The organism is Microbispora sp. H11081 (assembly GCF_012999535.1).
Taxonomy (GTDB): domain Bacteria; phylum Actinomycetota; class Actinomycetes; order Streptosporangiales; family Streptosporangiaceae; genus Microbispora.
The window spans coordinates 138,734-159,453 of record NZ_JABBWV010000001.1 but is presented as its reverse complement, the minus strand read 5'-3'; the positions used below and the strand labels follow the sequence as shown (position 1 = coordinate 159,453).

Here is a 20,720-nt window from a genome sequence, read left to right as displayed (position 1 = left end):
CTCGGAACGCGGCTCGTCTCGTGCGCAACCGGCAGCGCGGCCGGGCCGTCATCCACGTGCCCGCACGAATTCGGTGATGGACGAGACGACGTAGTCGATCATCTCGTCGGTCAGGCCCGGGTACACCCCGACGTGGAAGGTCTGGGTGGTGATGATGTCGGTGTTGGTCAGCTCGCCCACGACGCGGTACGGCTGGTCGGCGTAGGCCGGGTGCCTGATCAGGTTGCCCGCGAACAGCCGGCGCGTGCCGATCTTGCGGTTCTCCAGGAAGTCCACGAGCTCGCCCGCGCCGAACGGCGCCTGCGGGTCGACGGTGATGACGAATCCGTACCAGCTGGGGTCGCTGCGCGGGGTCGCCTCGGGGAGCAGCAGGTGCGGCACGCCGTCCAGCCCTTCGCGCAGCCGCCGCCAGTTGCGCCGCCGCGTCGCGCAGAAGTCGTCGAGCTTCTCGAGCTGGCTGAGGCCGAGCGCCGCCTGCAGCTCCGTCGCCTTCAGGTTGTAGCCGACGTGCGAGTAGATGTACTTGTGGTCGTAGCCCTTCGGGAGCGTGCCCATCTGGTAGTCGAACCGCTTGAGGCAGGTGTTGCTCTCGCCGGGCTCGCACCAGCAGTCGCGGCCCCAGTCGCGCAGCGACTCGACGATCCTGGCCAGCACCAGGTTCGAGGTGAGGACGCAGCCGCCCTCGCCCATCGTCATGTGGTGGGCCGGGTAGAAGCTCACGGTCGCGAGATCGCCGAACGTGCCGGTGGGCTCGCCGTCGTACAGGGCGCCGACGGCGTCGCAGTTGTCCTCGATGAGGAACAGGTCGTGCTCGGTCGCGAGCCTCGCCATGTCGACGACGTCGAACGGGTTGCCCACAGTGTGCGCGATCATGATCGCCTTGGTCTTGGGGCCGATCGCCCGCTCGACCGCCTCGACCGTCGGGTTGTACGTGCCCAGCTCGACGTCGACGAAGACCGGCACCAGGCCGTTCTGCAGGATGGGGTTGACCGTCGTGGGGAAGGCCGCGGCGACCGTGATCACCTCGTCGCCCGGCCGCAGCCGCATGTCCTGCAGACGCTGCGAGGTCAGCGCGGAGACCGCCAGCAGGTTCGCGGATGACCCCGAGGTGGTGAGGAACGCCTTGCGCCGCTTCATCTTGCGGGCGAACACCGACTCGAACTTGCGCGCGCGCTGACCGGCGGCCACCCGCAGGTCCAGCGCCGCCTCGACCAGGGCCACGCGGTCCTCGACGTCGTGCACGGCGCCGGTCGGCCAGATCTCGGTCACCCCCGGCACGAATTCCCCACCGGTCTGGACGTCCTGGTGGTACTTGCGGACCTCGTCCAGGATCAGCGCCTTGTGATCGTTCATCTCCGGTCCTTATCGCTCGGGTGGACGGTGCCGGTCGTCTTCCGGCCGGCCCGCGGGGAAGCCGCGGTGGGACCACGAAGCCACGGGAAGCCACGGACGCACCGTCCCAGCATCCGGCGGCGCCGATCGCCCCGCATCTCCTGGATTGCCGCCCCGGAGAGCCGTAATTCGCGCGGCATTACGCGCGGCGTTTTTCCCTTTCGCACGCCGGGAGATGCGGCGGACGAGGGCCGGGAATGACGATGCGAACAGAGAACCGCGTCATGATCCGGCGGCACGCCGGAAATTTCGGCGAGGGCACGCCCGGCAACACCGGAAACATATTCCTATTTCGAATCAGGAGCGTTTCATGCGTTTCCTACCCGACCAGCGGGACTTGAAAGTGGCGGTCGTCGGACTCGGCTACGTCGGCTCGTGCCTGGCGGCGCTGCTGGCCGACCGCGGATGCACGGTCACGGGCGTGGACATCGACACCGTCCTGCTCGACGAGCTGGCCCGCGGGCACTGCCGCTACCAGGAGCACGGCCTGCCCGAGCTCGTCGCGGACGCGGTGGCGTCCGGACGCCTCCGGGTGACCGCCGACTACACCGGCGTACGGGACGCCGACGTGGTGCTCGTCGCCGTCAGCACGCCCGTCCACCCGGACGGCTCGCTGCGGGACGACCAGCTGCGCGAGGCGTGCCTGCGGCTCGGCGACCACCTGCGCCAGGGCCAGCTCGTGCTGCTCAAGAGCACGGTGCCGCCCGGCACCACCCGGGACCTGGCCCGGCCGCTGCTGGAGCGCGGCGGGCTCACCGCGGGTGAGGACTTCGGCCTGGCCTTCACCCCCGAGCGGTTCGCCGAGGGCACGGCGCTGCGCGAGCTGCGCTCCCTCCCGATCGCCGTGGGCGGGCTGAACGCCGACAGCACCCTCGCCGGTACGGAGTTCTGGCGGCGGGTGCTCGACGTCACGATCGTCCCGATGGACTCTCCGGAGGCCGCCGAGATCGTGAAGCTGGCGGACAACTGGTGGATCGACCTCAACATCGCGCTCGCCAACGAGCTGGCGAAGTTCTGCGGGCTGTACGACGTGGACGTGCTCGACGTGATCGCGGCGGCCAACACCGTCCCCAAGGGCACGGGGAACGTCAACATCCTGCTGCCGAGCGTGGGCGTGGGCGGGTCGTGCCTGGTCAAGGATCCGTGGATGGTCTGGCACTCGGCGCGCGGGCGCGGCCTGGAGATCCACACCGCGCCGGCCGGCCGGAGGGTCAACACGGGCATGCCGGAGTACGCGGCGCAGCTTGTCGTCGACACGCTGGTGCGGCGCGGCAAGGATCCCGCCACGGCCACGGTGGCGGTGCTCGGCGCGGCGTTCAAGAACGACACGGGCGACCTGCGGGCGACGCCGGTGGAGCCCTTCGTGACGACGCTGGTCAAGGCGGGGGCCACGGTCCGGGTCCACGACCCGCTGGTGGACCCGGTGCAGGCCGAGGCGTTGTTCGGCGTCGCTCCCTGCGCCGACCTGCGGGAGGCCGTGCGGGACGCCGACTGCGTGGCGGTCATGGCCCTGCACCGGCCCTTCAGGGACATCGACTTCGCGGACCTGCCGGTGGCGCCGGGCTGCCTGGTGCTGGACGGCCGGGCCTACTACCCGAAAGACAAGATCGCGGAACTGCGCCGCCTCGGTTACGCCTACCAGGGCATCGGGCGGTGAATTCCACGACCGGCCGTATACGGCAATCCAGAATAAGCGCGCCGGGGAAACCCGCTCCTACCATCTGAGCTACCCGCGCGCGCAAACACAGGGCGAAACCGCCTGCTAGCGAAAGGCTTCTGGTGTGAGCGTCTCCGAGATCCCGAACGCGCCGAGCGAGCCGGCGAGCCGGGTGCCCCTCTCTCTCAACCAGGAATTCCTCTGCATTTTCGACGAGGGAGACGATTCCGGGCCTTTCGGCCCCCGATACAACATCTTCTACGCGAGCCGGCTGCGCGGGAAGGTCCACGCCGACACCCTGCGGGCGGCCCTGCACGACGTCGCGGAGCGCCACGAGGCCCTCCGCACGCTGATCGTCCGTGCTCCCGAGGACCGCCACCAGCGCATCCTCCCGTCCGGTCCGGTGGAGCTGACGCTGCGCGACCTGTCCGGCGTCGCCCCCGCCGACCGCGACCGCCGCGCGGGCGAACTCGTCAACGAGATCGAGGCGGGCTCCTACAGCGCCACCGAGGTGCCGCTGCTGCGGGCCGTGCTGGCCCGGTTCGACGACGAGGACGCCGTCCTCGTCCTGATCGCGCACCACACCGCGGCCGACGCCTGGTCGATGCACGTGATCATGCGCGACCTGGCCCACTGCTACGCCGCCCGGCGCGCGCGCCAGGTGGCCGCGCTCCCCGAGGCGCCGCAGTACCGCGACTACACGCTCTGGGAGCAGGAGCGCTCCTCGTCCCCCGCTCTGGACCGCGCGCGGGAGTACTGGCGCGAGAAGCTGCGGGGCGCGCAGATCCTGACACTGCCCACCGACCACCCGCGGTCGGCGGGACTGCCCAAGACGACCGGGTGGCACCGGTTCACGCTCGGCCCCGAGCTGAGCGCCGCGACCCGGCGGACCGCGAAGGAGCTGCGCTGCTCCACGTTCATGGTCCTGTTCGCGGCCAACAACATCCTGCTCAACCGGATCACCGGCGTGAGCGACGTCGTGGTCCCGACGTTCACCACCGGGCGCACCCAGGAGCGGTTCCACACCACCGTGGGGTCGTTCTTCAACTTCGTCCCGCTGCGTACGAACCTCGACGGCTGCGACAGCTACCGGGAGGCGGTGCGGCGGACCCGCGCGACCTGCCTTGAGGCCTACTCCCACGACATCCCCTTCGCCCAGATCGCCGCCGAGGCGCCCGAGCTGATGGCCCCCGCGGCGGCCGACGACCGCGCGCTGTTCCTCTTCCAGGTCTTCCAGTCGCCCTTCGGGATGGCCGGCGAGGTGGTCGGCGACGTCGAGTACGCCGAGGTGCCGCGGCTCGTCTCGCAGCCGGTGGGCGGGGACATCCCGGACGGCTCGCTGTGCGAGCTCAACCTCACCCCGTCGGGAGAGATCATCGGGACTCTGGGCTTCAACACCAACCTGTGGCGGGCCGACACGATGGCCGAGTGGATGGCCGAGTTCGACAGCGTGCTGCGAGCGGTGGTCACCACTCCCGACGCCCCACTGCGCTGAGGCTCCCCCTCGGGGCCGCGGCCCAGCGGCCCCGGGGGAAGCCGCCGCGTGTGCCGAGCCGGTGAAAAGCGACGCGCGCGCACCCCCCACCCGACAATCGCTCGTCGTCGCTCCCCCGCAACGGCCCGGGCGACCAGACGGAAGGAACTCCTTCATGCACGCAGGCACCGAATCCGGCCCGGCCGAGCGGGCCGGGCGCAGGGAATGGATCGGACTGGCCGTCCTCGCCCTGCCCACGCTGCTGCTGTCGCTCGACATGAGCGTGCTGTACCTGGCGCTGCCGCACCTCAGCATCGACCTGGGGGCCGACGCCACCCAGCAGCTGTGGATCACCGACATCTACGGCTTCCTCATCGCCGGGCTCCTGGTCACCATGGGCACGCTCGGCGACCGGATCGGCCGCCGCAGGCTGCTGCTCATCGGCGCGGCCTGCTTCGCCGCCGCCTCGGCGCTCGCCGCGTACGCGTCCACCCCCGAGATGCTGATCGCCACCAGGGCGCTGATGGGCATCGCCGGGGCCACTCTGATGCCGTCGACCATGTCGCTGCTCGGCATCATGTTCAAGGACCCCAAGCAGATGGGGATGGCCATCGCCGTCTGGATGAGCTGCTTCATGGGCGGCATGGCGATCGGCCCGGTCGTCGGCGGCATCATGCTCACCAACTTCTGGTGGGGCTCGGTGTTCCTGCTCGGCGTGCCGGTGATGGGCCTGCTCCTGCTGGTCGGGCCGCGCCTGCTGCCCGAGTATCGGGACCCGGAGGCCGGGCGGATCGACCTGGTCAGCGTGGCGCTCTCCCTGGCCGCCATCATGCCGGTCATCTACGGCCTCAAGGAGGTGGCCAGGAACGGCTGGCAGGTGCTGCCCGTCGTCTCCGTCCTGGTCGGCCTGATCATCGGCGCCATCTTCGTGCGGCGTCAGCGCAGCCTGGCCAGCCCGCTGCTTGACCTGCGGCTCTTCGGCAACCGCGCGTTCAGCGTCGCCCTGGTGATCATGATCGGCGGCGGCATCATGAGCGGCACCCACCTGCTGGTCAACCTGTACCTGCAGACGGTCGAGGGGCTCTCCCCGCTCCAGGCCGGAGGCTGGCTGGTTCCCTCGACGCTCGCGACGATCGCCAGCGTGATGATGGCTCCGGCCCTCGCGCGGCGGATCCGCCCCGCGTACGTCATCGCCGGCGGCCTGGTGGTCACCTGCGCCGGTTACCTGCTGATCACGCAAGTCGGCAGCGCGACGGGCGTCGCCCTGCTGGTGGCCGGTCTGATCGTCAGCTCGGTCGGCGCGGGCCCCATGGGCGCGCTGGGCACCGGCCTCGTCATCGGGTCCGCCCCGCCGGAGAAGGCGGGATCCGCGTCGGCGATCTCCGAGACGACCGGCGAGTTCGGCATCGCGTTCGGCATCGCCGTCCTCGGCAGCGTCGGCACGGCGGTCTACCAGGGCGCGCTGTCCGGCACCATCCCCGCCGGGGTCCCCGCCGAGGCGGCCGGCACCGCCGGGGAGAGCATCGCCGGCGCGTACGCCGCGGCGCAGCAGCTGCCCGCCCCGCTCGCGGCCGATCTGCTGACCACCGCCCGCGAGGCCTTCACCACCGCGCTGAACTCCACCGCCGGCGTCAGCGCCGCCATCGCGCTCGTGCTCGCCACGCTGGCCGCGGTCGCGCTGCGGCACGTCCCCGCGTCCGGCGACGCCGAGCAGGCCGCAGCGGCGGAGCAGGACGGTACGGCGGAGGCGGGCGCGGAGGGCGGCGAGCGGCTGCCCGAGCCGAAGACGGAGACTCAGGCGACCACCGCCGAGGAGCCGGCCGAGGTGGCCGCGCGGGTTTCCTGACCAGGCCTGTCCCATCGCGGTCAGGGCTCTCCCGCCGGCCCGTCGTGGGATGGCGGGAGGGAGGCGGGCCTGGGGGCGGCGCGCACGCGCCCGGGCCGCGATCCCTCCGTTTCGCGTGGCCAAGGAGACAAATCGAGATTCGCCCGGAGATGGGCCTTGCCGGTTCTCATGACACACCGGCAGGGCCCATCTTCCGGTGCCGGGGATCGGCTCAGCCGAAGGACAGCGGCACGTCCCCGAGCGCCAGGTTCTGGTTGCCCGCGCCGATGTAGCAACTCGTGGCGCCGCAGTCGACCTTGCCCAGCGACAGGCCGAGGTACGTCACGGCGTCGAAGGTCTGGTGCACGGGCATCGTGAACGTGGCCGCACCGTTCGCGTCGGTGGTGAACGTGGTGGCGGTGGTCCCGTCGCACCCGAAGGTCACGCCGATGTTGGAGCACTGCGCGATGCCGAACGTCTCGTTCGCGCCCGCTCCGGTCACCTTGACCGTCACTGTGTCGCCGTGGTGCAGGCCGCTCGCCGGCGACACAGTGAACGTCGGCGCCGCGGAGGAGGTGGGCGACGGGGAGGACGTCGGGGTCACGGACGACGTCGGGGTCACGGACGACGTCGGCGACGGGGAGGACGTGGCGACGGAGAACGTGGGCGCGGCCGCCGCGGCCGTCTGCGAGGCGACGGTCAGACCGCACACCATCGCGGCGGCGACACCGAGCTTGGCCAGAACACCGGTCTTGTTCCTCATTTTCCGCATCCTTTCTTCGGCGGCAAGTGGTGCTTACAGGACCTAATGTGATCCATTCACGGCCGGCAATCCAGACGAATTCCTGTCAGCATGTTGCGCGGCATTTGACACGTTTCTGTCAGGAGAGTAATTGAAATCGGTCAGGAGATTTGCCAAGGAAACCCGGCGCTCCTCGTGAGTGCCGAAGCCGTGCCCGCGGCCATGCCGCACGAGGGAAGATGCGCCTGGTCACCCGGCGATGTGACGCTGGCGGCATGCGAGGTCCCGGCCACGACCGCGGCAGGCACGCTGCTCGCGCGCGTGCCCCGGCCGAGCACCTGCGCCGCCATCGCCCGCCCTGCGCCGCCGTGCCCGCCGGGCGGCCCTGAACTCTCGCGGCCGGGTGGGACGCCCCGGCTCTCCCCCGCCGCGGTCCACGTCCGTCACAGATTCAGGAGCCTCGATGAAGGTAATGCTCACGGTCTGGCCGCAGAAGTGCCACCTCTACCCGATCATTCCGTACGCGCACGCCCTGCAGACAGCGGGACACGAGGTCCGCATCGCCTGCCCTCCGGGCGCCGAGGCCGACATCGTGGCGGCCGGGCTCAGCGCGGTCGTCTGCGGCACTCCCGAGGCGACCGCGCAGGGGTGGGCGAGGCCCGACCTCGCTCCGAATCCGGGCGAGATGGACCGGCTCGCCGACGCCGTGAAGATCGACCCCGCCGACCGCGACAGCTGGGACGTGTTCTTCCAGTTCCTGCTGTCCGCGGCGAAGTTCCACCTCCCCCCGGAGCCCAGCACCGACAACGACGCCCTGGTCGCCTTCGCCCGGAGCTGGCGGCCCGACCTGGTCCTGTGGGACCCCTGGTTCCCCGGCGGAGCCGTCGCGGCCCGCGCCTGCGGCGCGGCACACGCCCGGATGCTGATGGGCCCCGACTACAGCGGCTGGGCGACCGAGAGGTTCGCCGAGCACGCCGGCGGCGCCACCGGCTCCGGCAACGCGCTCAACCCGCTCGCCGAGGCGGTGCGCCCGTTCGCCGAGCGCTACGACGTCGAGGTCGACGAGGAGCTCCTGCTCGGGCAGTGGACCCTCGACCCGCTGCCGCCCGAGATGCGCCTGTCCCGCGACCTGTCCTCGCTGCCCGTCCGCTGGATCCCCTACAACGGCGGCGGCGTCGTGCCCGAGTGGCTGTACGGCAAGCCGGAGCGGCCCCGTATCGCCCTGTCCGTGGGCCTGTCGACCCGGACCTACCACAAGGGCGAGTGGCGGACCCCCAAGATCCTGGAGGCCGTCGCCGGCCTGGACGTCGAGCTGGTCGCGACGCTGAACGCCGACCAGCTCGTCGGGCTGCCCCCGCTGCCCCCGAACGTGCGCACGGTCGACTACGTCCCGCTGACCCAGTTGCTGCCGAGCTGCGCGGTGAGCATCAACCACGGGTCGAGCGGCACCTTCTGGTCCTCGGTGGCGGCGAACCTCCCGCAGATCATCACCGACACCGACGAGAGCCAGCGGCTGGAGTTCCACGAGGACGGCGGCAGCACCATCCCCGAGCGGCACATCCTCTCGCCGATCGCCACCGCGTACGTGACGGGACGCGGGGCGGGGCTGCGCCTCAACCACCAGAAGCAGTCGGTGGAGGAGGTCCGCGACCTGATCGTCAAGGCGCTGGAGGACCCGTCGATCCGGGCGGGCGCGGACGCGGTGCACGAGGAGTGGCTGGCCAAGCCGAGCCCTTCGGACATCGTGCCCGACCTGGAGAAGCTGACCGGCCAGCACCGGCGGTAGCGGCCGGCGCCGCCGGCGACTCCGCTGCCGGACGCGGTCCGGCGGCGGAGGCCGGCCTGACGGTGAAACGCCCACCCCTGCCGTGCCCCGCAGGGTTCTCATTCCTCCTCCGCCTGGAGGCGGGGGTTTCCTCGGAGGTTGTTGATGAAGGAGCGAATCGTCCTCGATGTCTGGGTGCCCGACCTGACCTTCCCCGGGTGGATGGACCGGTGGCACGAGCAGGGCAGGGACTTCGAGAAGGCGCACCCCGAATACCAGGTGAACATCGTCGGCCAGGACTTCTGGACGTTCCCGCTGAAGGTGGCCGAGGCGGCCGCCGAGGGGCGGGCGCCGATGGTCGCGGAGATCTACTTCTACATGGGCCAGGCCGCCAGGGACCTGCGCAACAGGGACGGCAGCCCGGTCTTCACCTCGGTGGAGAAGGCCGTCGGAGGACGCACGGAGATCCTCGGCGAGCCCGTCGTCATCGACGACCTGCTGCCGGCCTTCCGCGACTACTACTCCCTGGACGGCGACCTCACCTCGATGCCGTCCGGCGGCACGACCAGCCTGCTGTTCGCCAACGCCGACCTGCTGCGCGCGGCCGGCGTCTCCAAGCTGCCGGAGACGTGGACGGAGGTCGAGGCCGTCTGCGAGGAGATCGCCAAGCTCCGCAACGGTCCCGCGCACGCCATCACCTGGTCGAACCACGGCACGTTCTTCCAGCAGGCGCTCGCCTCGCAGGGCGGGCTGCTGGTGGACAACGACAACGGCCGCTCGGGCCGGGCCACCACGGCCTACCTGGCCTCCGAGGAGATGCTCGCCTGGGTCGAGTGGTGGCGGGGGCTGCACAGCAAGGGGCACTACCTCCACACCGGCAAGATCCCCGACTGGGCGGGCACGTTCAAGGCCTTCGCCGACCAGGACGTGGCGATCAGGTTCACCTCGTCCAACGACGTCAACTACATGGTCCAGGCCGCCGAGCAGAGCGGGTTCCCCATCGAGATCGGCATCTTCCCCTACAACGAGAAGGTCCCGTACGTCGGCAACGCGGTGGCGGGCACCTCGCTGTGGCTGGCGAACGGCCTGGACGAGGCCACCCAGGACGGCGCGCTGGCACTGATCCAGTTCCTGCACAACCCGCGCAACGCGGCCGACCGGCACAAGTTCAGCAGCTTCATCCCGATCACCCACGCCTCCTACGACCTGCTGGAGGAGGAGGGGTGGTTCGACAAGCACCCCTACCACCGGCTGGCCTACGAGCACGTCAACCGCTTCCCGAGCGGCGCGACGGTCGACCCCGCCCTGGCCGGCGGCGTGCCGCTCTCCCAGGGCGCGCTGTTCGGCGACTTCGCCGGCAACCAGGACGTCATGACGCGCGCCATGGGCGACGTGCTGACCCATGGCGCCGATCCGCTGGTCCGCTTCACCGAGGCCACGATGGAGGCCCAGCGCCTGCTGGACGCGTACAACGAGTACGCCCTGCGCGACGGGTTCCGCAACCCGGCCGGCACCCCCGGCCACAGCCTCTCCGTGGAGTCCTTCAGCACAGCCTCGGCCGGCCGTGACTACTCGGCGGCCGACCTGGAGAAGGTCGTACGGCTCAAGCTCGCCCGCTGAGCCCCGCGGCGCGCAAGGGCCGCCGTCCCCCACCAGGGGGCGGCGGCCCTTCTCCTGTGCGCGGACAAGGGCGGACAAGCGCGGAGACACGCGGACAAGGGCGGAGAGGCCCATACACCGGTGAGCGCACCGCACCGCCTACGCGGAAGGGCCGGCCCGGATGCCCGGACCGGCCCTGACGTACGCCCGCTCACCCGCGCGGGTGCGCGCTCCGTGGCTTTCTCATCGGGGCCGCTCGGCCGTGATGATGACGAAGGTGCCGGGGCCGCGCTCGTCCCGGATCGTCAGGCCCGCGGCGGCGAGCCACGCCTTGATGTCGTCGAGGTCGAACAACTCCAGCCCGCCCTGGTGCCCGGGGAAGACGTGGCGGGACTGGAAGTAGCGGGCGAGAGGGTCGGACGGCGTACGGAACGTCAGGAACGTGAACGTGCCGCCGGGACGCAGGCAGCGGCCCACGTCCGCGATCGCCTCGGCCGCGTCCTCGGGGAACGCCTGCAGGGCGTTCCAGCACATCACCGCGCCGAGCGTCGCGTCGCCGAACGGCAGGCTGCGGGCGTTCGCCATCACGGCCGGCACCTGCGGCAGCCTCCTGCGCAGCGCGGTCAGCATCGGCGGGTACATGTCCAGCGCGATGAGCCGGTCGGCGCCCACCGCGTTCATCAGCGTCTCCGTCCACCGGCCCGCGCCGGCGGCCAGGTCGAGCACCGGCCCGTCCACCGGGCGCACGTGCTCGGCGATGTACGCGTCCTCGTCGGCGGGCGTCACCGCGGCGCCCCAGTTGGAGCCGGCCAGCCGCAGGAAGTTCGGCCGCGCGTAGGCCTCGTAGAAGTGGCCCATGCTCGGCACCTCGGCCAGCTTGTAGAGGAAGTCGCCCGCGTTGCGCTCGGCGTCCTCCGTGAGGTTGAGGATGCCGCTCGCGATCGGGTACGCCGCGGAGCAGCCGGCGCAGCGCACCTCGTCGCCCTCGAAGTTCAGCGCGCCCCGGCAGTGCGGGCAGCGGAACGCGGCGGCGTGCCGCGCGAACAGCTCCGCGCCGGCCTCCGGCGGGGGCTGGAGGGTGTCGCGGGGCGGCACGGTCCCGACCTCGACGGGCGTGGGCGCGCCGTTGCCGGCCGCCCAGAACGCCATGGCGCCGAGGTTGCCCAGCACGCTCTGCGTGTCCTTGTCCCAGTTCAGCTGGATCTGCTCGGGCGGCATCCGCTTGATCCAGGAGTTGTCGAAGTCCCGCTCGGCCTCGTCCATCAGCGCCCACACGGCGGGCGAGGGGAAGACCCGCCCCAGCACCGGGTTCTCCGGGTCCAGCCGCTGCAGGGCGCGGTCGAGCTTGGACAGGTCGTACTCGTCGAGCCCCCGGTCCCCCGCCACGGCCAGGATGCGGTCCCGGTCCTCGGGGAAGTGCCCCACCAGGTAGGCCAGCGCAAGAGAGAGCGGCTGCCCGTTCGCGCTGCCGGCCCACAGCTCCAGATAGCCGTCGATGCCCTGCCGTACGGCGGCGGCGACCTCGCCGCCCGTGGGGTCGTCGGCCTCCGCCAGCATGCCGAGCAGGAGGGCGAGGTAGGCGCCGCCCTCCTCGCCGACCCGCTCCAGCGTCTCCACCAGCAGCGGCACGGCGGGCAGGGCGAGGTCCTTCACGGCGCCGTCGTCCCACAGCGCGTCGACCAGGCGCCGGAACTCCTCGTCCCTGCGCTCCGGCGGGGCGTCGGCGAACGCGTGCAGGAGGTCGGCGACGGCCGGCTGGACAAGGGATGTGGTCATGTGCGCGTCCTTTCGCGGGGGATCTCGCGGGGGGATTGGTCGTGCCGCACCTTGCGCGCGGAGACGATCACGTAGCCGATCTGGTCCGGCCGGGGGGCGAAGAAGCCGAGGTGGTTCTGCGAGAACCGGGTCACGGCCTCCTCGCCGAACCTCCCGGCGACCTCGTCCCGCCGGGCCATGGCGGCCCTGATGTACTTCGACTTCCTGCCGAACACGCGCGGGCCGCACTGGGTGTGCTCCTCCACCGAGAACCCCGCGGCCCGCACGCGGTCGAGCCAGCCCTGCGTGGTGGGCAGCTCGCGCAGCTTGAGGGTGTCCATGAACTTCGCCACCCGTGCGGGCTCGGCGGACGACTCCAGGCTGAAGTCGGAGAGCGTGAGGCGCCCGCCCGGCCGCAGCACCCGGTGCAGCTCCCTGAGCACGACGTCGAGGTCGGCCGCGTTCTGCAGCGACTCGAGGGCCAGCACGGCGTCGAAGGAGGCGTCCGGGTAGGGCAGGGCCGCGTAGTCGCCGTACTCGACGCGCACCAGGTCGCCGACGCCGGCGGCGCTCACCCGCTCCCTGGCGGTGTCTATCTCGAAGCGGCTCACCGTGACACCGGTGACCCGCACGCCGTAGGTCCTGGCGAGGAAGACGGCCGTGGCGCCCGGCCCGCAGCCCGCGTCCAGCAGGTGCTCACCCGGCCGCAGGCCCAGGGTGTCGGTCACCTTGCGGCCGAGCCGGTGGATCGCCTCCGCCAGCGGGGTGTCGTCCTCGTCGTCGTACCAGTACCACATGTGGATCTGGCCGTCGCGCAGCACGTCGCCGATGGGCGAGCGCTCGTCGTAGTGCCTGCCGATCTCTGCCGTATCGACGGCTTCTGAACCCACTTCGAAAGCCATGGAGATGCCGCTCCCATCGTGCCGCGCTCATCTGGGCGGACGGGTTCTGACGACTGCCGGACACAACGCGTCGACGCCATCGTCCGTGCCGGGCGGCGCGGTCACATCTCCCAGAGTGCGGGGGCGCCTGGACCCGGCGGCGGGGCCGCGCATCTGCGCACGCTGGGAGACGCGGGGCCCGCGACCGGCGTGCGAGCCTGGGAAACGGCCGAACGCCAGGCCGTCCGCCTGGCACCGCTGAGCTGGAGGGCACGCCAGTCATGACGATGGTCGGCGAGCAGGGCGTGAGCATCGCACTGCCGGGAGAGGCGGCGTTCGAGGCCGCCACGCACATCTTCAACCTCGCCGGGCGGGTGCGGCCGGTGGCCGCGACGACCGCCCGCACGGTCGACGAGGTCCGGGCCGCCATCCGGTACGCGAAGGAGCGGCGGCTGCCGGTGCGCGTGCACACGACGGGGCACGCCGCCCCCGCGGGCCGTCCCGTGGAGAACGCACTGCTCATCCGCACCGAGCTGAAGGGCGGTGTGGAGATCGACTCCCACCGCCGCGTCGCGCGCGTCCCGGCCGGCACGCGCTGGGCCGAGGTGGTCGAGGCCGCCGCCGCCCACGGGCTGGCCGCGCCGCACGGCTCGGCCCCGACCGTCGGCGTGGTCGGCTATCTGCTGCGGGGCGGGCTGAGCTTCTACGGCCGGCTGCACGGGCTCGCCGCCAACAGCGTGCGCGCGGTCGAGTTGGTCACCGCCGACGGCGAACTGCGCAGGGCGGACGCGACGTCCGACCCCGAGCTGCTGTGGGCGCTGCGCGGCGGCGGGGGCGGCTTCGGCGTCGTCACCGCCATCGAGATCGACCTGTTCCCGGCGACCCGGGTGATCACCGGCGCGTCCTTCTGGCCCGCCGCGCACGCGCCCAGGCTGCTGGCCGAGTGGCGGCGGTGGACGGTCGACGCCCCCTGGGAGGTGACGACGTCGCTGCGGGTGATGAACCTGCCGCCGCTGCCGGAGATCCCGCGCGCGCTGAGCTCGGGTCCGGTGGTGACCGTGGACGGCGCCATACTCTGCACCACGGGCGACGACCTGACCCTCGCGCGGCGGCAGGCGGAGAGCCTGCTCGCCCCGCTGCGTGCGGTGGCCGACCCGGTCGTGGACTCCTGGGAGGAGACCGTGCCCGCCGCCGTGCTCGAGGCGCACATGGAGCCCGACGAGCCCATCGCCATCGCCGGCGACCACATGCTGCTGCGCGAGTTCGGCGACGAGGGCGCCGCGGAGTTCCTCCGGCTGCTCGGTGAGGGGTCCGGCTCGCCGCTGGTGACGGCCGGGCTGCGCCAGCTCGGCGGCGCGTACGCGGTGCCCGACCCAAGAGGCGGCGCGCTCAGCCACCTCGACGCGGCGTACGCCTACTCAGGCGCGGGCGTCGTCGAGGACGCCGCGAGCCTGGCGGCCGTCGAGGAGCACTGCGCGGCCGTACGCGCCGCGCTGAGCCCGTGGGACACCGGGCGGACCGCGCCCTCGTTCGTGGAGAACGTGGAGCAGCCGCAGGGCCACCTCGGCCCTGAGCAGATCGCCGCGGCCGACCGGGTGCGCGAGCGCGTCGACCCGGACGGGCTGTTCCGCGGCGACGTCACCCCGAATGCCTCCCGTCTGTGAAACGCGCACCGCGCGCGGGACGGGATTGCGAAGATGACCACTACGCCGGGGCCGCAAGCCCGGCGCGGACGATTCCGAAGGAGGTCCCCCGGATGGGCAACCCGGACGTGGACGAGTACATGAAGAACAGGCTCACGCCCGAGCAGCAGGAGATCGTCACCGCTCTGCGCGAGCTGATGGCGGAGTGCGCTCCGGACGCGGCGGAGGTCATCAAGTTCGGCTCGCCGGCCTGGCAGCAGAAGAAGATCCTGGCGATCATCAGCAGCAGCAAGACCCACATCACCTTCGCCTTCGAGCGGGGCGCGGAGTTCGAGGACGCGCACGGCCTGCTGGCGGGCGTGGGCAAGCAGACGCGCCACGTCAAGATCAAGAAGCCGGACCAGATCAACCGTGAGGCGCTGCGCGACTACATCGCGCAGGCGATCAAGGTCGACTCGGCCAACTGACGAAGCCCTACCGGCGAGCGTCCGTGAACGCCGCCCGGCCCCGCGAGCGAGCGCGGCCGGGCGGCGTTCACGCGTCCCGTGACGACCTCGAAGACACCCGCGGCGACGACCTGGAAGACACCCACGCGACGACCGCGATGACACTCGATGACAGGGCGACGGGCGCGGGAGGACGGGCGGCCGGCGCGCGGGGCGGCGCGCCGGCCGGTTCCCCCTCCCTCAGGTCGTGATCGCGTAGCGGTGCGCGACCTCGCGGGCGACCAGGGCCGCGTGGTCGGGCGCGGACCTGTTGTCCTGGATCCGCGCGGCCTTCCAGCTCACGAAGGCCCCGGTGTTGGTCACCGGGTCGAGCTCGGCCTCGACGGTGATGTCCGCGTCCACGCCGGCGATCCGGCGCAGCCGCTCGGCCACGCCCGCGCCGATGGCGCGCGGGTCGCCGCCGACCTCGGGCAGGAGGTCCATGCGTACGGTCACCCTGTCACCGCTCTCGGCGTCGCCGTCGATGACGATCTGGTAGCCGAGGCAGCCGCGCACGCCGGTCAGCACGGCGGTCTCCAGCTCGGCCGGCTGGAGCACCGCGGTGCCCAGGTGGATCCGGTCCGCGGCGCGGCCGACGACCTCGACGACGGGCCCCGGCAGGGGCGCGCCGTCCGGCGCCGGAGTGATCCGCACGAGGTCGCCGGTGCGGTAGCGGATCAGCGGCTTGATGCCGTCGACCAGCATCGTCAGCACCAGCTCCCCCTCCCCCTCGTCGCCGAGGACGGCTCCGGTGTCGGGGTCGACGAGCTCCACCAGGTAGTTCAGCTTCGACAGGTGCAGGTCGCCGGTGATCGCTCCCGTCGCGATGCACAGCGCCTCCTGCGAGCCGTACAACGCGGGGCGCACGATCGCGTCCGGCCAGAGCGAGGAGACGTTGGCGGCGAAGGCGGGGGTGCAGACCTCGCCGAGCACCAGGAACAGGGAGACGGGCAGCCGGGCCGGGTCGTAGCCGTAGTGCAGGGCCGCCTTCGCCAGGCTGAGGCACATCGCCGGCGCGCAGACCAGGACCTCGATCCCCAGCTCCTCGATCAGGCGCAGCGCCTTGCGGTAGCCGACCCGCGGCGACTCCGGCCAGATCTTCACGTGGCACGCGCCGAGCGCTCCGGTGACCGCGGTGAACACGTCGCCGAACGCGTACAGCTCGGAAGGGCCCATCAGGCCGACCACCGGCATCCGGTCGCCGAACCTGGCCCTGAACAGCCGCCGCCAGGACTCCTCGACCGCCGAGTTGCTGGTCAGGATGTCCTTCGCCCCGCGCGGGCAGGGCGTCGACGCGCCGGTCGTGCCCGTCGTCTCGTAGAAGATGGCCGCCTCCGCCGGGCTGCCCGACAGCACGTCGTACATCTCGCGGCGCAGGTCGTCCTTGGTGGTGAAGGGCAGCGTGGACAGGGTGGCAGGGGTGACCCGCTCGACGTCCACCCCGGCCAGGTGGCGGCGGTAGAACGGCGAGCGCGAGGTCACGTGCCGCAGCACGGCGGTCAGCCGCTCGCCGTACCATCGGTCCCAGTCCGCCTCCGACATCCGGCCGTCGTGGAAGGCGCGCAGCGTGCGCCGGTACTCCTCCCAGAACTCGCGCAGCGCGGGCGGGCCGGCCGGCTCGGCCGCGACGGCGTTGACCACCGGCCGGGCCGCGACCGCGACCGCGCTCACATCCGCTCCCTGGCGGCGTCCCAGCTCAGGCCGTCGCGCTCGCTGCGCTCCCGCAGCGGGAGTATCTCCTCCTTGCCGGTCAGCTCGCGGTACTCGTCCAGCACCTCGATCATGTCGATCATGCGGTCGACCAGCCGGGTCACGTTGATCATGCCCTCCTCGTCGTACGCGGCGTCGCCCTTGTGCAGGGCGTGCACGGTGGCGGGAAACCCGCTGCCGACCACGATCATCCGGTTGAGCAGCGCGTTGGCGGTGAGCTGCGCCCACACCTCGCCCGCGCTGTAGCGGCGCGCGAGCGCGATCACGCCGGCCACCTTGTTGCGCAGGGGCCGGTCGAAGCGCAGGTAGCCGACCCCGGCACGCTCCAGGAACGTCTGCATGAGGCTGCAGGTGCCGAAGCCGTGGACGGGCGCGGCGTAGATGATGCCGTCGGCGGCGCTCATCTTGTCCACCACACCCGCGACGTCGTCGGTCTGCACGCAGCGGACCACGCGGTCGTTGCAGTCGCCGCAAGGCCCGCAGGCCACCATCCGGATGTTCCGCAGGTCGACGGCCTCGAAGTCGACGCCGCGCTTGGCGGCGACCTCGGCCGCGTGCAGCAGGACGTCCACCGTGTTGCCGTCGCGCTCGGAGCCGTTGATGGCGACGATCCGCTTCCTCCGGGCGGTCACGACGCCTCCCGCAACGAGGTCTCCCGCTCGCCGCTCCAGCGGTGCGAGTAGAACTCGAAGTCGAGGGCCTGGCCGTCGAGCGCCGCGTGCAGCTCCGCCACGGCCACCCGCGCGGCGGCGGCGACGGACGGGACGTCGCACGAAGCGGCCAGCTCGTGCAGGGTCGCGTAGCACTCGCGGAGCTGCCGCTCCTGCTTGGGGGACAGCTCACCTGGAGCGTTCATCATGGAACCTCGCCGCTTTCAGTTCGAATCGGGGAAGGCTGCCCGGCTCGGCCGTCTCGACCTCGGGCCGGATGCCTATCTCCTCTTTCACCGCCCTGCTGATGCGCTCGCACAGGCCCGGCGCGTCCAGTCCCGCCACGTCGTGCGACTCCACCCGCACGACGATCGTGTCGAGCCCGCGGACGGTACGCAGGATCACCTGGTGCTCGCTCACCTCGGGGAAGCCCCGCAGCACGTCCTCGATCATCACCGGCGTCACGGACACGCCGCGGATCTTCCGCATGTCGTCGCGCCGCCCGAGGATGCCGCCATCGAACCAGTCCCAGGTGCGGCCGCAGCCGCACTCGTGCCAGGGCCGCTTCACCACCAGGTCGTCGGTCCAGTGGCGGAACAGCTGCACGCCCTCGCGGCCGAGGCCGGTCGTCACCCGGACGCCCTCCTCGCCGTACCCCACGGGTCGCAGGGTCTCGGGGTCCAGCACCTCCTCGATGAGCCCGGACTCGATGATGTGGCAGCCGCCGTTCTGCCAGGGGCACTCGAACATCGACACGGTGCCGAACTCGGTGGTGCCCGCGGCGTTGAACACCCGGGCGCCGAACGCCTCGGATATCGTCCGCGTGGTCGACTCGGGCCGCGGCTCGCCGCCCGCCATGATGATGCGCACGTTGGCGTCCCTGGCGAGGTCGACGCCCATCTCGCGGGCCGTCTCGATCAGCCGCATGGCGTAGCTGGGCGTGCAGCCGAGCACCTCGATCTGCTGGTCCACCAGCAGCCGGACGCGCGCCTTGGAGTCGAGCCCGCCGGAGGGCGCGACGCGGCAGCCCATCCGTTCGAGCCCGTAGTGCATGCCCCAGAAACCGATGAACAGGCCGTAGCCGAAGGCGACCATCCCCCGGTGGCCGGGGCGCACCCCCATGCCGTGCAGCACGGTGCACCACAGGTCCACACCCCAGGTCCAGTCGCGTTGGGTGTCGAACGTGCGGACGGGCGGGTTCCCGCTCGTTCCGCTGGTCTGGTGGTGCCGGATGCCGAGCACGGGGTCGGTCGACGGCCAGGCGCCGTACGGCGGGGCCGCCTCCTCCGCGGCGATCAGCTCCGACTTGTGCAGCAACGGGACCGTCGCGAAGTACTCCTCAAGGGAGCCGATCCGCTCGGGCAGCCGCTCCCGCCAGAAGGGTGAGTTGCTCCTGGCGTAGTCCAGGGCCTTCGACAGCTTGCGCCACTGCCACTGCTCCAGTTCCCGGCGCGGCATGGTCTCCGTCTTGCGGTTCCAGTACTCGGCGGTCTCCGGGCGGGCCGGTCCGAGCGATGCCATCAAGCCTCCCCTACGACCTCGTCGACAACCGGCTCCGGTGACGGCGCGACAGGCGCCGGCGCGGCACCACGAAACTGGTCGATAAATCCCTTATTACCGTGACATCGTGATCGCGATGTGCGCCGCGACGCATCTCCGAAAATGCGGCGCGGACTTCTCTCAGATTGCGCTGTCTTGACAACGCGTTGTCGTCCGGCCACCGCGGGCGAGAAAATATGACGGAAATGGCCGACGACAAGGGAAAAGGACATGAGCGAACTCCAGCGGAAAGTTCAGGAAACCATTGACCAGCTGGTCGAGTCAGGGGCCGAGACCGGCCTGCAGGTCGCGGTCTACCAGGACGGTCGTCAGGTGGTGGACGCCGTCGCCGGCGCCGACGCCGCGACCGGCAGCCCGATCACGTCCGGCACCCTGATCTACAGCAGCTCCGCCGGCAAGGCTCTGACCTCGGCCGTGGTGCACGTCCTCGTCGAGCGGGGCGTCTTCGGCTACGACACGCCCATCGCCGAGGTGTGGCCGGAGTTCGCGGCCAAGGGCAAGGACAAGGCGACCATCCGGCACGCGCTGACCCACACGCTCGGCACCCCCGGCGTCCCCGCCGACACCACCCCGGACGACCTGGTCGACTGGGACAAGATGGTGGCGGCCCTGGCCGACGCCGAGCCGTGGTGGGAGCCGGGCACCAAGACCGGTTACCACGCCCAGACCTTCGGCTGGCTGCTCGGCGAGACCGTGCGGCGCGCGACCGGCAAGCCGATCTCCCAGGTGCTCAAGGAGGAGGTGGCCACCCCGCTGGGCGTGGCCGACGAGCTGTTCCTCGGCGTGCCCGCCTCCCACCTGGACAAGGTGGCCCCGCTCGTCCAGGTGGGCGACCCGGTCGACCTCGACCAGCTGGAGCAGTGGATGCCGACCTACTTCAAGGCGGTCCCCAAGGCGGTGCAGCTCAGCGTCGAGATGTGCAACCGGCGTGACTACCTGGGCGCCGACATCCCGGCCGGCGGCACCTTCAGCGCTCGCGCGATCGCGAAGCTGTACGCCGCGCTGCTCGGCGAGGTGGACGGCGTCCGCCTGATCTCGGCCGAGCGGCTCCGTGAGGTCTCGGCCGTCGCGGTCGACGCCGTGGACGAGATCTTCGGCCACCCGACGCAGTACGCGCTGGGCTTCGGCCTCGGCCGTCCGGTGGAGAACGGCCCCGACCCGTCCACCGTGCTCGGCTGGCCCGGCGCGGGCGGCACGCACGCCGACATGGACCTGTCCAGCGGGACCACGTTCGCGCTGACCAAGACCCGGTTCAGCCCCGGCGACTACTCCGCCGTCGCCGCGGTCTCCGAGGTCATCACCAAGGCCGGCGCCCCCGTTTGATCCGCACTGGGTGACCGACAACCGGGTGACCCGCACCGGGTGACCGGCAACCGTGTGGCCGGCCGGGTGACCGGTCACGGGGAACCTTCCGCGAGGGCTCCCTCTCCGCCGTACCGCGCCAGGCGCGGCGGGGAGGGAGCCCTCGCCTTTCCCGAAGAGCGCAGGGAGCACTGCGGGAGATGCGGCGCCGCGGGCCCCCGGCCGACGATGGCGGGGTGAGGACAGCTCCTCACGCGGCCCGAGCGACTCCGCAGGCGGC

General features: G+C 71.7%; 16 protein-coding genes. 8 read left to right on the top strand and 8 right to left on the bottom strand.

Annotated elements, in window-relative coordinates; genetic code table 11:
* Positions 1-48 precede the first annotated feature (48 nt).
* Positions 49-1,353, bottom strand: a complete 1,305-nt coding sequence (gene rfbH, locus HHX31_RS00670) for a lipopolysaccharide biosynthesis protein RfbH (RefSeq protein ID WP_169944049.1) — start codon at positions 1,351-1,353, stop codon at positions 49-51.
* Positions 1,354-1,702: 349 nt separating this feature from the next.
* Here rfbH and HHX31_RS00665 point away from each other — a divergent pair, with 349 nt between their 5' ends.
* The 3 genes from HHX31_RS00665 (at position 1,703) to HHX31_RS00655 (ending at position 6,369) form a co-directional block, all read left to right on the top strand.
* Positions 1,703-3,049 carry a nucleotide sugar dehydrogenase gene (locus HHX31_RS00665; protein ID WP_169944048.1) on the top strand — a complete coding sequence of 449 codons (1,347 nt, stop codon included), beginning with the start codon at positions 1,703-1,705 and terminating at the stop codon, positions 3,047-3,049.
* Positions 3,050-3,173: 124 nt separating this feature from the next.
* Positions 3,174-4,544 carry a condensation domain-containing protein gene (locus HHX31_RS00660; protein ID WP_211589138.1) on the top strand — a complete coding sequence of 457 codons (1,371 nt, stop codon included), beginning with the start codon at positions 3,174-3,176 and terminating at the stop codon, positions 4,542-4,544.
* 154 nt (positions 4,545-4,698) lie between these two features.
* Positions 4,699-6,369 carry an MFS transporter gene (locus tag HHX31_RS00655; RefSeq protein WP_169944046.1) on the top strand — a complete coding sequence of 557 codons (1,671 nt, stop codon included), beginning with the start codon at positions 4,699-4,701 and terminating at the stop codon, positions 6,367-6,369.
* Positions 6,370-6,580: 211 nt separating this feature from the next.
* Here the strand turns inward: HHX31_RS00655 and HHX31_RS00650 are convergent, their stop codons facing one another.
* Positions 6,581-7,111: an enediyne antibiotic chromoprotein gene (locus HHX31_RS00650; RefSeq protein WP_169944045.1), complete on the bottom strand. Its 531-nt coding sequence runs from the start codon at positions 7,109-7,111 to the stop codon at positions 6,581-6,583.
* Positions 7,112-7,553: 442 nt separating this feature from the next.
* Here HHX31_RS00650 and HHX31_RS00645 point away from each other — a divergent pair, with 442 nt between their 5' ends.
* Both HHX31_RS00645 and HHX31_RS00640 read left to right on the top strand, forming a co-directional pair.
* Positions 7,554-8,876, top strand: coding sequence for a nucleotide disphospho-sugar-binding domain-containing protein (locus tag HHX31_RS00645; protein ID WP_169944044.1), 1,323 nt, complete (start codon positions 7,554-7,556; stop codon positions 8,874-8,876).
* A gap of 144 nt (positions 8,877-9,020) precedes the next feature.
* Positions 9,021-10,475, top strand: coding sequence for an extracellular solute-binding protein (locus HHX31_RS00640; RefSeq protein WP_169944042.1), 1,455 nt, complete (start codon positions 9,021-9,023; stop codon positions 10,473-10,475).
* Positions 10,476-10,697: 222 nt separating this feature from the next.
* Here HHX31_RS00640 and HHX31_RS00635 read toward each other — a convergent pair whose 3' ends face one another.
* Together HHX31_RS00635 and HHX31_RS00630 are read right to left on the bottom strand one after the other, a co-directional pair.
* The gene (locus HHX31_RS00635) at positions 10,698-12,230 is read right to left on the bottom strand and encodes a class I SAM-dependent methyltransferase (protein WP_169944041.1); all 1,533 of its coding nucleotides are present in this window, start codon (positions 12,228-12,230) and stop codon (positions 10,698-10,700) included.
* A complete protein-coding gene (locus HHX31_RS00630; RefSeq protein WP_169944040.1) occupies positions 12,227-13,111 on the bottom strand; it encodes a cyclopropane-fatty-acyl-phospholipid synthase family protein in 885 nt (294 codons plus the stop codon). Before HHX31_RS00630 ends, HHX31_RS00635 begins: the two co-directional genes overlap by 4 nt.
* Positions 13,112-13,371: 260 nt before the next feature.
* Here HHX31_RS00630 and HHX31_RS00625 point away from each other — a divergent pair, with 260 nt between their 5' ends.
* Both HHX31_RS00625 and HHX31_RS00620 read left to right on the top strand, forming a co-directional pair.
* A complete protein-coding gene (locus tag HHX31_RS00625; RefSeq protein WP_169944038.1) occupies positions 13,372-14,754 on the top strand; it encodes an FAD-binding oxidoreductase in 1,383 nt (460 codons plus the stop codon).
* Positions 14,755-14,846: 92 nt separating this feature from the next.
* On the top strand, positions 14,847-15,200 hold the full coding sequence (locus HHX31_RS00620) for a DUF1801 domain-containing protein (RefSeq protein WP_169944036.1): 354 nt from the start codon (positions 14,847-14,849) through the stop codon (positions 15,198-15,200).
* Between the two features lie 219 nt (positions 15,201-15,419).
* Here the strand turns inward: HHX31_RS00620 and HHX31_RS00615 are convergent, their stop codons facing one another.
* The 4 genes from HHX31_RS00615 to HHX31_RS00600 are packed head-to-tail and all read right to left on the bottom strand — an operon-like array spanning position 15,420 to position 19,099.
* Entirely contained in the window at positions 15,420-16,889 is a 1,470-nt protein-coding gene (locus HHX31_RS00615; protein WP_211589137.1) for an AMP-binding protein, read from the bottom strand.
* The gene (locus HHX31_RS00610; RefSeq protein WP_169944034.1) at positions 16,886-17,560 is read right to left on the bottom strand and encodes a flavodoxin family protein; all 675 of its coding nucleotides are present in this window, start codon (positions 17,558-17,560) and stop codon (positions 16,886-16,888) included. The genes HHX31_RS00615 and HHX31_RS00610 overlap by 4 nt, the downstream gene beginning before the upstream one ends.
* Positions 17,557-17,784: a DUF6052 family protein gene (locus tag HHX31_RS00605; protein ID WP_211589136.1), complete on the bottom strand. Its 228-nt coding sequence runs from the start codon at positions 17,782-17,784 to the stop codon at positions 17,557-17,559. The genes HHX31_RS00610 and HHX31_RS00605 overlap by 4 nt, the downstream gene beginning before the upstream one ends.
* Positions 17,768-19,099: a phenylacetate--CoA ligase family protein gene (locus HHX31_RS00600; RefSeq protein ID WP_169944031.1), complete on the bottom strand. Its 1,332-nt coding sequence runs from the start codon at positions 19,097-19,099 to the stop codon at positions 17,768-17,770. The genes HHX31_RS00605 and HHX31_RS00600 overlap by 17 nt, the downstream gene beginning before the upstream one ends.
* A 249-nt stretch (positions 19,100-19,348) precedes the next feature.
* Between HHX31_RS00600 and HHX31_RS00595 the strand changes: the two genes are divergently transcribed.
* Positions 19,349-20,461: a serine hydrolase gene (locus HHX31_RS00595; RefSeq protein ID WP_169944029.1), complete on the top strand. Its 1,113-nt coding sequence runs from the start codon at positions 19,349-19,351 to the stop codon at positions 20,459-20,461.
* Positions 20,462-20,720: the final 259 nt, after the last annotated feature.